This window comes from Paenibacillus sp. IHB B 3415, assembly GCF_000802655.2.
Taxonomy (GTDB): domain Bacteria; phylum Bacillota; class Bacilli; order Paenibacillales; family Paenibacillaceae; genus Paenibacillus_AQ; species Paenibacillus_AQ phytohabitans.
The window spans coordinates 15,651-30,325 of sequence record NZ_JUEI01000100.1 but is presented as its reverse complement, the minus strand read 5'-3'; the positions used below and the strand labels follow the sequence as shown (position 1 = coordinate 30,325).

The following is a 14,675-nucleotide window of genomic DNA, read 5'->3' as shown; positions in this document are numbered from 1 at the left end:
AGCCGAATGTATGCGAAAAACCGAATACAATGTGCCAATGATAGGGTAGATGAGCCTAATGAGGCTGCATCCCTCTGATCCCAGCGGATGCAGCCCAAAATTAGTTGCTGTTAAAAATACTGGTAATCCGGTTATTTTACCGTGGCTCCGTCAACCTTGCGTTTGAGTAAGATCGCGTTAATCTCGCCTCCGGCGAGGATAATAATCGAGCTGATATACAGCCAGATGAGCAGAATCATTACGCCTCCGAGACTGCCGTAGGTTTTGGTGAAATCACTGAACTGATTAACGTAAATGGAGAAGAGGACTGATGTAATAATCCAGCCGAGGGTTGAGAACAATGCACCGGGCACCACCTCACGCAGAGCCAGCCTGCGGCTTGGGGCGATCCAGTAGAGCAGGGTGAACACAATGAACATGACCAGCAGCGGCACGGCGTATTGCAGCAGATCCCATAGCTTCTGGAAACCGTAGGGCAGATCGGTCAACAGGAAGACCTGTGTCTTGAGCCATGTACCAAGGACAAGCAGCAGAATGCTGAGCAGTACGACAAAACCGATCGTCAGGGTAGCGAGGAAGGCGATCCCTCTTATTTTCCAGAAGGCCCGGCTCTCATCAATGTCGTAAGCGCGGTTGAGCCCCTTAATGATTGCATTGACCCCCTTGGAAGCGGCCCAGAGTGTAGCCAGCATCCCGAAGGATAACAGCGCCTGACTGCGTCCCTCGGACACATCCTGCAGAATCTCTTCTATAATAGAGACGGCTTCGGCAGGCATCACCTGTTCCAGCTGCTGGATTTTGTCCTCCAGGGAAATATTCGCGTACCCGATCAGGGTCATAATGAAGATCAGAAAGGGAAACAGCGACAGAATCAAATAATAGGTCAGCTGTGCGCTGATCCCCTGGACGTCATCGGCTTTGATTTTTTGCAGCAGCTGTTTGATGAATGTGAATATGCCGCCGGAACCGGCAGTCCTTCTGCTCATAGAGCCCTCCTTGGCTTATTGCGGTATAGGCTTGTTTATGAAAATATATCCATATATATGTGTCTCACACAAAATTATCCTTAGGTTCAGCAAGCTTGGTCTTATTTTAACACAGGGGGAGGTAAGAAACAGAATGGCAGTGGACTATTAATTACGGAACAAGTTAAGGCATTACCTTGGGAAGACGCAGCCGGTCTGCCAGCTTCTGCATTCTCTCATCAGCGTAAGCGTAGATGCGCATATAGCTCTGGCAAAAATAATCTGGACCGTTGCGGCTTTCCTCCGTGTTCCATTTCCGGTTCCGGGGGCATCCGCCATAACACAACCGCTGCCATTCGCAGGATTGACATTTGTCCGGGAGAACGGGCTTCATCCGGTGAAACCGCCTAAAGTTGGGATGGGCAAGCATATCCGCAATGGAATCTTCGGCAACGTTGCCGACCTTCCACTCCTCATTGATGTAGAAATCGCAGGGGAAGGCGTCCCCGTTCTGCTCCAGCACCAGGCTTGAAGGACATGCTGCACGGTGTACACAGGATTCCGCTTCCCCGCCCAGGTAGACGCTGAGCATATTATCGAAGAACCGTACCGATATTTCGGGCTTGCCGTCCTGATACCATTCGTCGAAGGCTTCACACAGGAATTCCCCGTATTCGTCCGCTGAAATTTCATATTCCCCCGGCTGATCAACCTGCTGGGCTCTGAAGTCCATGCAGGGGATAAACTGAATGAACCGGAAGTCCTGCTCCCGGTAGAACGCCATCAGTTCCCGGGCTTTGCCCACATTTCCTTTATGAATTACTGTCAAAATATTAAAGTCAACCTGGTGCCGGCGAAGATGGCCGATGCCGTTCATAACCTGGCTATAACTGCCTTTGCCTGCGGCATTCACCCGGCGTGAGTCATGAATCTGCTGCGGGCCGTCCAGACTGACTCCGATCAGGAAATGATAAGTTTTGAAGAAGGCAGCCCACCGCCCGTTGATCAGTGTGGCGTTGGTTTGCAGGGAATTACTGATAACCGTATGCGGCGGGGCATGCAGAGCCTGGCGGTATACGACTTCTTCGAAGAATTCGTAGCCTGCCAGCAGCGGTTCTCCCCCTTGCCAGGCGAAGGTGGCACTGCCTGAGCTGTGCCGCATATAATCCTGGATGAATTTATCCAGAATGAAAGTATCGATCCGGTTAATTGCCGGTCCGGGCTTCCCTCCACAGGTACTGTAATAACAATAGTCGCAAGCCAGATTACAATCCTCTGATACCGTCTTCCACATGACACCTAAACCGGACTGAGAACCGGCAGCGCAATTGAGAGACACAGCAATCCCCTCCTGTCTTCCTATTTATTCCACATACCAGTCATTTAGCAGCATGATTGCCGCTCCGGTGGCTACGGCCTCTTCTTTAAGATATCCTTGCGTAAAAAACGGACTGTTCTCGGGGGAGGGATAAGTGTTCTTCCTGGCGACCTCAACCGAAGTGTCGAACACAAGCTGATGTGCCCGGACCAGGGGGCCGCCCAGAACGACACACTCCGGATGAAGGGTATTAATCAGATTAGCCAGCCCGATTCCCAGGTACGCAGACGATTCCGTGAATTGTTCAGTAACGAGCTTGTCCCCTTGTTGGAGAGCTTCAGATAAGGAGGAAAAGGTGACCTGTTCCGGAGAAAGTTCCGATAGTAAGCTGCTGCGTCCAATCTTTAACTGTGTGCGTACACGCTCTTCCAGCGCCGGAACAGACACGAAGGCTTCAAGGGCTCCGTAGTTTCCTTTGCCGTGCAGTCTGGGTCCGTTGGTCTGGATAATCATCTGACCCAGCGCACCCTCTGCCCCGGAGGCGCCCCGAACGATATGGCCGCCGGACATCATCGCGAATCTTATAGTTGTTCCGGCATGTACATACAGGATGTGCTGATAATTGTTGGACTTAAGAGCCCGGTGCTCACCGATGAGGGCGCAGTTTGCGCCATTGTCAAGCTTGACCGGTATTTCAAGCCGTTCCTCCAGCATTTCGCAGATGGGGACATTTGTCCAGGAGGCGGCCGGAAAGTGCTCCGGCTCCAGAATAATCCCGCGTTCTGAGTTCAAGGGACCGACAGCGCCTATCCCCAACCCCAGAACGCTGCCTGGCGATATTCCATGCTCCGACAGAAGAGCCCGGGCACTGTCCGCAACATGATCCGCGAGAAGCGGGGGCGTCATGCTATCATCCATTGTCCACCGGGTCATAGACAGCAGATTGAAATGCATATCATACAAGCCAAGTGAAGAATGAATGCGGGAAATTTCCAGCCCGAACAGATACCTGTATGCCGGGTTACACTGGAACAGGATGGGCTTCCTCCCGCCTTTGGAGGTTCCCAGCCCGGAGGCAATAATTAACCCCTGGGATGACATCTCATCAAGAAGACGTGTCATACTGCTGCTGGTCAGTGCAAAATCATTCAACAAATCGGCTTTGGAGGCAGTTCCCAGATAGGATATGCGGTCATAGACCTGTTTTTTGATAGACGCATTAGGGTGGGGCAGCATCAGGCTTATCTCCATTTCCAAGTTTATTAGTAGGAATACCTAAGATAATTCCAAAATGATTTTTATTCAACAAAAAGAAGACTTTATACACTCTGATTATGAAGTATTAACAGAATATTTACAATAAAATTCATGACTTTAATCCAAAATGAAATTAATTATGCTAAAATACAAGTGACATCTCTTGGGAGAGCAGAAAAGAATGTAAGGGTGAACTGGAATGAAGCAAAGAGCTGGCAGGAAAATGAATTTGCTTTGGAGTATTTTTTGCGTATTTTTCAAAATTGGACCCTCCACCTTTGGAGGCGGTTATGCCATGATTGCAACCATCGAAGAAGAAATTGTACGAAAAAAGGGATGGATGAACGAAGAGGAAATGGGTGACATGATATCCGTGTCCGGTTCCGCTCCTGGAGGGGTGGCCGTCAATAGCGCAACGTTTATCGGCTATCGTCTTGGCGGAGTGGCCGGAGCCGTTGCTGCCGTCACTGCAATAACACTGCCTACCTTCCTGATCGTGTTTCTCCTCAGCGGCCTCAGGCTTATATTCAAAGACAACGTCAAGGTAGAAGCTGCTTTGAAGGGCATTCATGCTGCGGTAGCAGCCTTGATTATTGTTGCGGCCGGTAAGATGTGGAAAGCTTCTGTTCTGGACGCGGCGACGTTTGTGCTTGTAGCTGTATCGCTGGCCTTGCTGTTGTTCACGCAGATTCATCCGTTTTATCTGATTGTGGGCGGGCTGACAGCCGGAGTCCTGGTGGTTCTGTACAAAAAGAAACAGGGGATGAGCGTAGTTACGGAAAAGGTGAGAACGGAGGAACGCCATGACTTGCAGTTTCCTGAATACTACATCTGAAGGGTGATTATCTTATGCTGTGGGAGCTGTTGCTGGTTTTTATGAAAGTGGGGTTAGTTTCTTTTGGGGGCGGTTATGCGGTTATTACGCTGATTCAGCGGGAGGTTTCCGAAAAAGGATGGATGGGCAGCGGCGCTTTTCAGGAAATCGTTTCTTTGGCTGGGATGGCTCCGGGCTCCATCGCGACGAATACCGCGACCCTGATCGGATACTCCAAAGCCGGGCTGGGGGGAGCGATAGCGGCAACGGTCGGCATTATTCTGCCATCGCTTATTATCGTCATTTGTATCGCTGTCTTCTTTTTGAAGCTGCAGAGCAATGACTGGGTCAGATCTTCATTCTACGGACTGCGTCCGATTGTAACCGGCTTGATTCTCTATGCGGCGGTTCATTTCGCATTTAGCGGACAAAGCGGGTCCTGGTTAAGCTGGACAATGGCGGGCTCGCTGCTGATCTGCGGCGGATGTCTCGTTCTTGTTGCCAAATATAAGATGCATCCGTTTGCGGTGATCCTCCTGTCGGCGGTAGCAGGCATTGTTATTTTCTGACTAAATATATTATTCCAAAAAAAGCGTGAGCGAAGGGAGGAGCCCTTGCTCACGCTTTCTTATGTCTCCATGGACCGGCCTGCTTCAGGCATGATGTATTCTCGGCATAGGCAGCGGTTCCTTGCCCAGCTCCGCCCAAATATATTTCAGCAGAAGCTCAGTCTTCAGCTGCCCATGTTCCGGCTCGTCCCACAGATTATGAAGTTCGTGCGGGTCCTGCCCTAAATCGAAGAGTTCGCCGTACTGCTGATTGTAGTAGACCGTAATTTTATATCTTGCATCAATATATGTCTTCTGGTGAATGGTCGTGGGCTCATGCCGGAATTCGCAAATGGCATGGTCACGCGCCTGATTCCTGCGGCCCAGCCATACGTCCTTCTGATCCACACCGGTCATCGACGAAGGAACGGGAAGATTGGCGAAGGATAAGAAGGTAGGTGCCAGGTCAACGAGTGACTGGATCGCATCCGACTGTCTGCCTGCTGGAACATGCCCGGGATATCTGACAATGAACGGAAGCTTGATTAAATCCTCGTAATGAAACCCTCCTTTGGCCTGCAGACCATGTTGTCCGAAGAAATGCCCGTGATCGGTTGTAAAGACGACGAGTGTGTTCTCGGCGAGTCCGAGTGCATCAAGCTTATCCAGAATGCTGCCGATATACTTATCCATCATGCTGATCATTCCGTAATAGACCGCTACCAGTTTCTTTTTGTCGTAGTCCGTCAGGAGCGCTTTATTCCCGTATTCATAATACAGGTGGGAGCGGTACCCGTGAATGCCGAAGCCGGTTTCCATGAACTGCGAGAAGTCGGGGTTGTCTTCCTGTGTCATGCCGAAATGCGGCGGATTCCGGTCATGTTCACCGGGCGTCAGTGAAGGAATAGTCAGCGTGTCAGGGTTATACATCGAATCCCAGGGCTCCGGCACCAGATATTCAGGATGCGGATCAAAGAAGCTGGCCCAGAGAAAGAACGGATCTCCTGATTGTTGATGCTCTTCCAGGCGGGCCTTGCTCCGCTCTGCAATCCAGGTGTTGTAATGATATTTCTCCGGAATGGGCCATGTGTAGGTTGCAGACGGGTCCATTGTCCCTGTTGGAGGGAGGAAATAATCCCGCCAATTGTGACAGCCCTGTTCTTCCAGCCATAAGGCATAATGTTGGCCGACATGAGCTTCGTTCGTATGGTTCCGGGCAAGCTCCACATGGTCGAATCCGTAGAAGGACTCGTGGAAACCGCTCCAGTAATCCAAATCCTGCAGCAGCGGGTAAGCTTCCTTCGATTCATATTCCTCCGTGGACTTCAGGGGCTGAAAATGGGCTTTGCCGATCAGCGAGGTCTGATAACCCGCTTCACTGAAGTCTTCCCCTACCGTGTGGCGGTCCTCCAATAGCTTCGTTCCGAGTGTCCATGCCCCATGCTGGCTCGGGTACATTCCCGTGATGATAGAGGAACGGCTTGGCGTACAGGTTGGATTCGGGCAATAAGCCCGGCCGAAAGTTGTCCCTTGCTGTGCCAGCCGGTCCAGATTCGGGGTGGAGATCTCGGGCTGGAAGGCACCGATGGTATTCCAATGCTGTTGATCGCTGGTAATTAGTAAAATGTTAGGTCTACTGGACAATGGTTATCGCCTCCTATTATGATAATATTGAAAAAACAACATTTTTTAAATAGCCTGATGTTAGATCTGAATTGTCATTTTGTTAGATGGAGGGAGTGGGGATATGTCAGGAGTGTTGCGCAATTTGCAGGAATACGAATATGAATATGCCGAGTTTATCTATTATTCACCCGGCTATTTGGATAGGGAGGGACAGCTATGGCCTGTCCGTGCCGGCCGCAGTCAGGCTAAGCCGAACTACAGGGTGGGTCCCAAAAGGATCGAGTGCTACAGCCTTCATTTCGTGTATGAAGGAAAGGTTGGCCTTAACTATGGAGATGAGCACATTGAACTGCAAAAGGGCGACATGTTCTGTCTGTTTCCGGATCAGACGTATCATTATTACATTATTCCTGCGGAATCACCGCTGCAGATGAGCTGGCTTGCACTGGATGGAAGCAGGGTGTTGCCGCTGCTGAAGCTGACCGGGATGGTGCCTGAGAAGCCGTTTGCTCTTGGCAAGGTGACATCCCGTATAAAGGATATGCTGGAACGTATATTCGGGGCAATGACAAGGTACGGGCGGTGGGACCCGGCTGTGTCCTTGGAGCTTCAGGGACAGACCTGCGAGTTGCTGGCCGGCCTGATGCCTGGAGCATTCCCCGCTGATACACCATCACCTTCAGGCTGGGTAGGGGAGTGTATGGAATTTATGAACCTCCATGCTACTGAAGGGATATCCGTCCAGCAGGTTGCCTCGTATGCGGGTGTACACCGATCCTACTTCACCAGTGCTTTTACAAGCCAGACCGGCGTATCTCCGCAGAAGTACATCCAGAACATCCGTATGGGTAAGGCTAAACGGCTGCTTGCCGAAACCGATGCTTCAATCACGGAAATCGCCTTGTCACTCGGCTATCCCAACCTGTATACGTTTACCCGGGCATTCAAGTCCTACTACAAGACATCCCCGCTGCATACCCGTTCAGCTGGAGGCGGATAACGGCACGGTTTTGTTTTCTGATAATATGATAGCGCTTACTGAAAGTCATTTCCCTCATGTGAAGGAGAGACCGAGAATGAGATTTACAGCTCTGCGCAATAAAATATCACCGAAGCTGGGGATTCAGGGGAAAATATTCATCGCGTTCGGACTGCTCAGTCTATTCTCTATTGTAACGATCACCTCTATTATCTATCTGAATATGCGTGAGACGATTAAGCATAACGCCATTACTTCGGTTGCGGACAGTATCCGTCAAGCCGACGAATCCCTGAATCTTATGTTTGAGGAGATCGATCGTCTGAACACGGTTGCCGTTACAAATAAAAATACGGTAATTGATATATTGCTGAGCCCCAGCGAGGAAATCAGCTACGAGTGGTTTCTGGAGCAAAAGCGGATTAATGAATTTCTGTCAGGTCTGATCGGTTATAAGCCTTATATAACACGCATCGCTGTAATAGGCCTGAACGGTAAGGTTTTCTTCACCGGGGGACCTTGGATTGACCGTAATTTCCTGCAGACGCAGGCGATGGACTACATGTTAAACAACGGGGAACGCCACGCTTATTTCAAACAAGAGGGCAGCTCGGATGTGATTTCCGTCGGCCGTGTCATCCGGTATAACAGGGAATCCATTGGTGTGGTGATGGTGGATTTGAACTATGATTTCATCCGCAACACGTATGGCGTCAAGCCGACAGCGGACAGTGTCCTGTATGTACTGGATGAACAGATGGAGCTGGTATACCAGTCTGATTCTGCCCCTGCATCACTCTCGCCGCAAATGACAAGAACGATATATACCGCTCCGCAGCTTGATGGAACAGCTGTTCAAGAGGCGGCAGAGCAGAAGATTGACGGTAAGTCCTATATTGTCGTCAGCCGCCGCTCCGGGCACACCGGCTGGATTACCCGGGCGCTTATTCCTCTGGATTCTCTCGTGAGTGAATCGGTGAAGGTCCGGAATCTGATGGTTGAAGTATCAGTTATCGTCTTTGTCGCAGTTTTGCTGGGAGCCATGCAGATGTCCTCCAGGACTACACTGCAAATCCGGCGGCTCAAAACGATGATGATGCGGGTGAAGGACGGTAATTTATCCTTTCCGCGTATGGAGATTAACTCGAAAGACGAAATCGGTGAACTCTACACTGTGTTCATCAGCATGATTGATGATCTGAAGCGGCTGATGCAGGATATCCGGATCAGCGAGCAGGCGAAGCGTGAAGCTGAGCTTACGGCACTGCAGGCACAGATCCGTCCTCATTTTTTGTACAACACGCTCAATACCATCAAGTATTTGGCTAATCTGAACGGTGTGCCGAATATTGAAGAGGTCTCTGGATCTTTAATCGAGCTTATGCGCGGGGTGCTGGGGAATTCAAGTGAATTTCTTACCGTCAGGGAAGAGCTGGATTATGTGAACTGCTATATGTCGATTGTGAAATACAAGTATATGGAGCCGATAACGGTTCAGGTTCAAGTGGAAGATGATGAGTTGCTGGAATGCCGGGTGCTTAAGCTGATGCTCCAGCCTATTGTGGAGAATGCCATCCTGCACGGGGTTGTCCCGTCGGCCAGAGGCGGACTTATTCTGATCAGAGTATACGGGGAGGGCGGGGATCTGTTCATAGAAATCATGGATAACGGGCCGGGGATGTCGCGGGAGAAAATGCGGCTGCTTCTGGAATCCGGCAGGGAGGGAAGCGCGTCGCGCTTCAGCGGAATCGGCGTGCGGAATGTGCATGAACGAATCTGCAGAATGTACGGGGAGCCGTACGGTATCACGCTGTTCAGTGAAGAAGGATTGTATACCAAGGTGGTCATTCGTTTGCCGGAGATTCGTACGGATGAACGATCCGCAGAGGAGGCAGGTTGAATGTTGATTCAAGTACTGCTGGTGGATGATGAACCGCTGGTACATCATCATCTGTCTACGATGACGGATTGGCGGAGTCATGGTTTTGAGATTTGCGGAGAAGCCTATAGCGGGCCGATGGCGCTCCAGGCTCTTGAAGAATTGCAGGCGCATATCGCAATTATAGATGTAAGCATGCCTGGTATGGACGGAGTGGAGCTGCAGCGGACTATCCGGGAGCGGTATCCGGCTGTAAAGACAATTATGCTCAGCAGCTATGATGATTATGATTATGTACGGGAATGCCTGAGGAACGGGGCTGCCGACTATTTGCTGAAACACCGCCTGAATGACCAATCCCTGATCGCCATTCTGAAGAAGGCTGCCCGGGAGCTGGAGGAGGAGACCGAAACATCGGGTCTGCGGCTGGAGGACGGGAGCCTGGATGCGGGCAGCAGAACTGAAAGTTTACGTGAGCAGACGCTCCGGCTGCTGGCCGGCCAGCCGGAGGCTGCCGCCATACTTGACAAGAGCATGCGGCTGAGCGGACTTTCGCCTGGTGTGGTCTGTTATATGGCCGCCGCTGTCCAAATCGTCCCCTTCCTGCTGTTGACCCAGACACGCAGTGATGTGCAGATTAACGGTCTGGTCCGGCAGGCAGTAGAACTAATGCAGCAGAGTCTTGGCGATCTGCCCGAGCGGATGGCCGTTTATGTGGAAAATGGCCGTTTGGCCATCCTGTTCGCCTTCAGAGAACGGAGCGAGCAGGCTGCCGCCAGCGAAGCTGGCCGGCTGATGAGCAATGTCAGCCATTCGCTTGAGCTATTCCTGAATTTGAAATGCACTTATGCCATAGGCCATATGTGCAGCAGCCTGTCCAAGCTCGAAGACAGTTACCATTCGGCCGAACGTGTCCTCGATAACGCTGCTATACGGCAGGAGCTGGATAGCAGTCTTAACGATCCCCGCCTCCTGATGACGATCGGGAATCAGAAGCAGCTGCTTCTAGCCATTGAGCGGCTGGATATGGAAGAGGTAGAGCGCTCAATTACCGGTGCGTTCGCCTCTGTCCAGAAGCATCCGCTTCATTCGCAAAGTGTGCAGATGATTGTCAGCGAGCTGCTGGCCATAGGGGAAAAGACCTTAACAAGAGATGAAGCTGGAGATGGCGGACTGCCGTCCCGGGAAGAACTCGGCAATATCAATAGCGTAGCCGGGCTGGAACGGTGGCTGATAATTTATTACGAAGGTCTGCTGGGCCGGCTCCGCCGGAGACAGGCGCAAGGCTCCTATTCGAGGCATGTGTCCCAGGCGGTTCAGCTTATTCTGGAACGTTATCAGAGTTACATTACGCTGGAGCTGACCGCTGACCTGATCGGGCTTAACCCGTCTTACTTAAGCCGGATTTTCAAAGAAGAGACGCGGACGACCTTCTCCGAATATTTGAACCGTGTCCGTATTGATGCAAGCTGCAGACTGCTCGAAAGCGGAAAATACACGGTTAAGCAAATTAGTATTCAGGTCGGGTTCACTACGTACAATTATTTTTTCAAAGTATTCAAGGAGCTGACCGGCACGACGCCGCATGCCTTTGTGAGCCGTCCGCCTGCTGCGAAATGAAACAGTAAGATAAGTGTAGTAAAAAGTCATATATGTGGAATTCCCCTCTTTGCGTGCCCGGCTATAATAAAGTCACATCAAGGGAAGCGCTTACAACGATGAGTTGAGCGAGATCTAAAAGGAGGTTATACAGACATGCGTAAACAACGAACTAAAACGGCGCTAAGCCTGATGGTCATTGCCGCACTGGCAATGGCGGGGTGCAGTTCAGGAGCAGGCAACAGCAATGAGGCTGCACCTAAGGCGACCGCAGACCAAACGGTCAGCACAGACGGATTTCCGATCGTGCAGGAACCGGTGAAGCTCAAAATGTTCACCCGGATTGCCCCCGTTAACGGACCCTTCAAGGATATGCCGGTCTTTCAGGATTACGAGAAGCTGAGCAATGTGCAGGTGGAGTTCACTGAAGCACCAACCGATGGCTTTCAGGAGAAGAAGAATCTCCTATTCGCCTCCAATGAGCTTCCAGATGTGATGTACCGCTCCGGAATCACCCAACTGGAGGCCATCCGTTACGGCTCGGGAGGCCAGCTCATTCCGCTGGAGGATCTGATCCGCGACTATGCCCCGAATTTCAACAAGCTGATGGATGAGTATCCGGAGATCCGTGCGGGCATCACGACGCCGGAAGGCCATATATATGCGATTCCGGGCATTGTTACTCTGGGCGCGGCACGGACGGACAAGAAATGGATCAACCAGGCCTGGCTGGAGAAGCTGAACCTGAAGGTGCCGGAGACGACGGATGAGCTGTACGATGTGCTGGTCGCCTTCCGTGATCAGGACCCGAACGGCAACGGCCAAAAGGACGAGCTGCCGCTGACCGCGCGCGTCGGCCTCAGTATCGTAACGATGATGAGCGGTTCGTTTGGACTGGACCAGCAGTTCGGCTACAACATCAACATCAAAGACGATAAAGTCGAAATCTGGACGGGCAGTGAACAGAACAAGGAAATGCTCATGTATTTGAACAAGCTCTACGCCGAGAAGCTGCTGGACCAGGAAGTGTTCTCCCATACGGAGGCACAGTTCCTGGCCAAGCAGGGCTCAGGCAAAACGGGCATGTTCTTCGACCAGACGAATAACAATTTCCTGCCGATCTCGGATCAATACATCGGCATTGCGCCGCCGGCGGGTCCGCATGGAGACCGGATGCAGAGCCAGACTGCCCCGATCCCGCGTGACTTTGGGGCCTATGCCATTACTTCAGTCAATAAATATCCGGAAATCTCCATGCGCTGGATCGACTATTTCTATAGCGACGAAGGCTCGACGCTGCTGCGGTTCGGGAGGGAAGGCGAACATTATGAACTGAAGGACGGAATTCCGTATTACAAGGAAGAGTATTCTACTTCCGAGACCCAGCCGAAAATCACTCCATATGCCGGCGGAGGGGCGCCGCATCTGATCAGTGAGCATGTAGCCTCTTATATCAATCCGCCTCAAGTGCAGGAAGCGCAAAAGGCACTGGACCCGTACATGCCGGCAATCCGCTATGCCGCTCCAATGTTTGACGAAGCAACGGCCCAGAAGGTGAACATGCTGCGCAATGACATCGACAAATATTATGAAGAACAAAGCACAAAATTCATCGCGGGTGCGCTCAGCTTCGACAAATGGGATGAATTCCAGGCAACCCTGCAAAAGATGAATGTCGAAGAGCTTCAGCAAATTTATCAGGAAGCCTACGACAAGATGGAGAAATAGGCTGATCCTATTGGATAGGAGCGGATGTTCATGAATAAGGCGGAGATTCATAATACGGCTGCAGCGCCCCGGTTCCGCCGGGAACCGGGGCGCCGCCTGGTCAGGCAAATTTGCAGCGCCCCGGTTCCGCCGGGAACCGGGGCGCCGCCTGGTCAGGCAAATTGCCAGAAGATACGACTTGTATCTTATGCTGCTGATCCCGGTCACCTGGTATTTAGTGTTCCATTACGGCCCGCTCTACGGGTTGCAGATTGCCTTCAAAAATTTCAATCCGGGCAAAGGGATTCTCGGCAGCAGCTGGGTGGGATTCGAGCATTTTCAGCGGTTTTTTGACTCCTATTATTTCTGGAGACTTCTCTGGAATACGCTGTCCATCAACCTGTTCTCCCTGCTGATTGCTTTTCCGGTTCCGATTATGCTGGCACTGCTGATCAACGAAATCGGCAGCAAGAGATACAGTAAATTACTGCAGAACGTCACTTATATCCCGCACTTTATCTCTGTTGTTGTTATCGTGGGCATTCTGACTGTGCTCCTGTCACCAAGCGGCCCGGTCAACATGCTGATTCAGGCGCTTGGCGGTACGCCGACCCGCTTCATGGAATCGGCCGCATGGTTCAAAACGATCTTCATCAGCTCAAATATTTGGCAGAACATGGGCTGGCAATCCATTATATACATCGCTGCGCTTAGCGGAATTAATCCGCAGCTGTACGAAGCGGCCAAGATGGACGGTGCGTCACGTATCCGGCGTATCTGGCATGTCTCTCTGCCCGGAATCATTCCGGTTATCGTTATTTTACTGATTCTGGATATTGGGCAGTTCATGAACATCGGGTTCGAGAAAATATTGCTGATGCAGAATAATTTGAATCTTGAATCAAGCGACGTGATTTCCACTTTTGTATACACTACCGGAATTCTAAAGGGTGAATACAGCTATACTGCCGCAATAGGGCTTTTCAACTCCCTGATTAACCTGACGCTGCTCCTGCTGGTGAACCGGTTTGCGCGCAAAACGTCGGATACAAGCCTTTGGTAATGGAGGAGGAGACGGGCAATGCCTAAGGATGTAATTATAAAAGCCCCACCCGATGATAAGCGGTTCGACGTTATCGTATACCTGCTCGCAGCGGTAATCATTATTTTAGTGCTCTATCCATTACTATTTGTGGTCAGCGCTTCGTTCAGTGATCCCGCCAGGGTACTGAACGGGGAAGTATGGCTGCTGCCCAAGGGCGTGACACTGGAAGCCTACAGCAATATTTTACACAACGATAAAATTTGGACCGGATACCGCAATACGCTGATCTACACAGTTGTTGGAACAAGTGTAAATATTATGATGACTCTGCTTGCCGCATACCCGCTGTCCAGACCGGATCTTCCCGGACGCAAGCTGCTGATGCTGATTGTGACCCTGACCATGTTCTTCAGCGGAGGATTGATCCCCAGTTATCTGCTGGTCAAAAACCTCGGGATGGTCGATACGATGTGGGCGCTCATTATTCCCGGAGCCATTTCTACGTACAATCTCATTGTTATGAGAACTTACTTTGAATCCAGTATCCCGTGGGAGCTGCAGGAGGCGGCGCACATCGACGGCTGCTCCAACTGGAGGCTGCTGATCAGCATCATTCTGCCGTTGTCGAAGCCGATTATTGCCGTAATGGTTCTGTTCTATGCCGTTGGACACTGGAATTCATTCTTCAATGCGCTGATTTATATCCGCAGCGAGGACCGTTACCCGCTGCAGCTGGTGCTGCGCGAAATACTGATGATCAGCCAGGCTGCCTCTGTAGACGGGGGGAATGTCGGGCTGGAGGATAAAATCCTGCTCTCCGAGAGCATTAAATACGCGGTCATTATCGTGTCCAGCCTGCCGGTGCTGCTGATGTACCCTTTTGTTCAGAAGCACTTCGTTAAAGGTGTAATGATTGGTTCAATAAAAGGTTAATCGGA

Annotated in this window: 12 protein-coding genes; 8 read left to right on the top strand and 4 right to left on the bottom strand. The window is 51.2% G+C overall.

The genetic code is table 11. The features are described from left to right. Positions 1-131: 131 nt before the first annotated feature. From QW71_RS31665 to QW71_RS31655, 3 genes are all read right to left on the bottom strand, one after another. Positions 132-986: a YihY/virulence factor BrkB family protein gene (locus QW71_RS31665; protein WP_039309013.1), complete on the bottom strand. Its 855-nt coding sequence runs from the start codon at positions 984-986 to the stop codon at positions 132-134. A gap of 163 nt (positions 987-1,149) precedes the next feature. Continuing rightward, positions 1,150-2,304, bottom strand: coding sequence for an anaerobic sulfatase maturase (locus QW71_RS31660; protein WP_235441609.1), 1,155 nt, complete (start codon positions 2,302-2,304; stop codon positions 1,150-1,152). 24 nt (positions 2,305-2,328) lie between these two features. Further along, positions 2,329-3,519 carry an ROK family protein gene (locus tag QW71_RS31655; RefSeq protein WP_039309010.1) on the bottom strand — a complete coding sequence of 397 codons (1,191 nt, stop codon included), beginning with the start codon at positions 3,517-3,519 and terminating at the stop codon, positions 2,329-2,331. Positions 3,520-3,739: 220 nt separating this feature from the next. On the opposite strand from QW71_RS31655, the gene QW71_RS31650 reads away from it, so the two are divergent. Continuing rightward, positions 3,740-4,375: a chromate transporter gene (locus QW71_RS31650; protein WP_039309008.1), complete on the top strand. Its 636-nt coding sequence runs from the start codon at positions 3,740-3,742 to the stop codon at positions 4,373-4,375. Between the two features lie 14 nt (positions 4,376-4,389). Continuing rightward, on the top strand, positions 4,390-4,923 hold the full coding sequence (locus QW71_RS31645; RefSeq protein WP_039309006.1) for a chromate transporter: 534 nt from the start codon (positions 4,390-4,392) through the stop codon (positions 4,921-4,923). An 84-nt stretch (positions 4,924-5,007) separates the two neighbouring features. Here the strand turns inward: QW71_RS31645 and QW71_RS31640 are convergent, their stop codons facing one another. Further along, positions 5,008-6,546: a sulfatase gene (locus QW71_RS31640; RefSeq protein ID WP_039309004.1), complete on the bottom strand. Its 1,539-nt coding sequence runs from the start codon at positions 6,544-6,546 to the stop codon at positions 5,008-5,010. Between the two features lie 103 nt (positions 6,547-6,649). Here QW71_RS31640 and QW71_RS31635 point away from each other — a divergent pair, with 103 nt between their 5' ends. The 6 genes from QW71_RS31635 to QW71_RS31610 all read left to right on the top strand — a co-directional run bounded on the left by QW71_RS31635 (position 6,650) and on the right by QW71_RS31610 (position 14,670). Beyond that, complete coding sequence (locus tag QW71_RS31635; protein ID WP_306766079.1) at positions 6,650-7,528, top strand: AraC family transcriptional regulator; 879 nt, start codon at positions 6,650-6,652, stop codon at positions 7,526-7,528. A gap of 76 nt (positions 7,529-7,604) precedes the next feature. Beyond that, on the top strand, positions 7,605-9,407 hold the full coding sequence (locus QW71_RS31630; protein WP_039309002.1) for a sensor histidine kinase: 1,803 nt from the start codon (positions 7,605-7,607) through the stop codon (positions 9,405-9,407). After that, positions 9,408-11,006: a response regulator gene (locus QW71_RS31625; RefSeq protein ID WP_235441607.1), complete on the top strand. Its 1,599-nt coding sequence runs from the start codon at positions 9,408-9,410 to the stop codon at positions 11,004-11,006. A 135-nt stretch (positions 11,007-11,141) separates the two neighbouring features. Next, the gene (locus QW71_RS31620; protein WP_039309001.1) at positions 11,142-12,713 is read left to right on the top strand and encodes an extracellular solute-binding protein; all 1,572 of its coding nucleotides are present in this window, start codon (positions 11,142-11,144) and stop codon (positions 12,711-12,713) included. A gap of 148 nt (positions 12,714-12,861) precedes the next feature. Continuing rightward, the gene (locus tag QW71_RS31615) at positions 12,862-13,755 is read left to right on the top strand and encodes a sugar ABC transporter permease (RefSeq protein WP_235441610.1); all 894 of its coding nucleotides are present in this window, start codon (positions 12,862-12,864) and stop codon (positions 13,753-13,755) included. Between the two features lie 18 nt (positions 13,756-13,773). Then, positions 13,774-14,670, top strand: coding sequence for a carbohydrate ABC transporter permease (locus tag QW71_RS31610; RefSeq protein WP_039308997.1), 897 nt, complete (start codon positions 13,774-13,776; stop codon positions 14,668-14,670). Positions 14,671-14,675 lie beyond the last annotated feature (5 nt).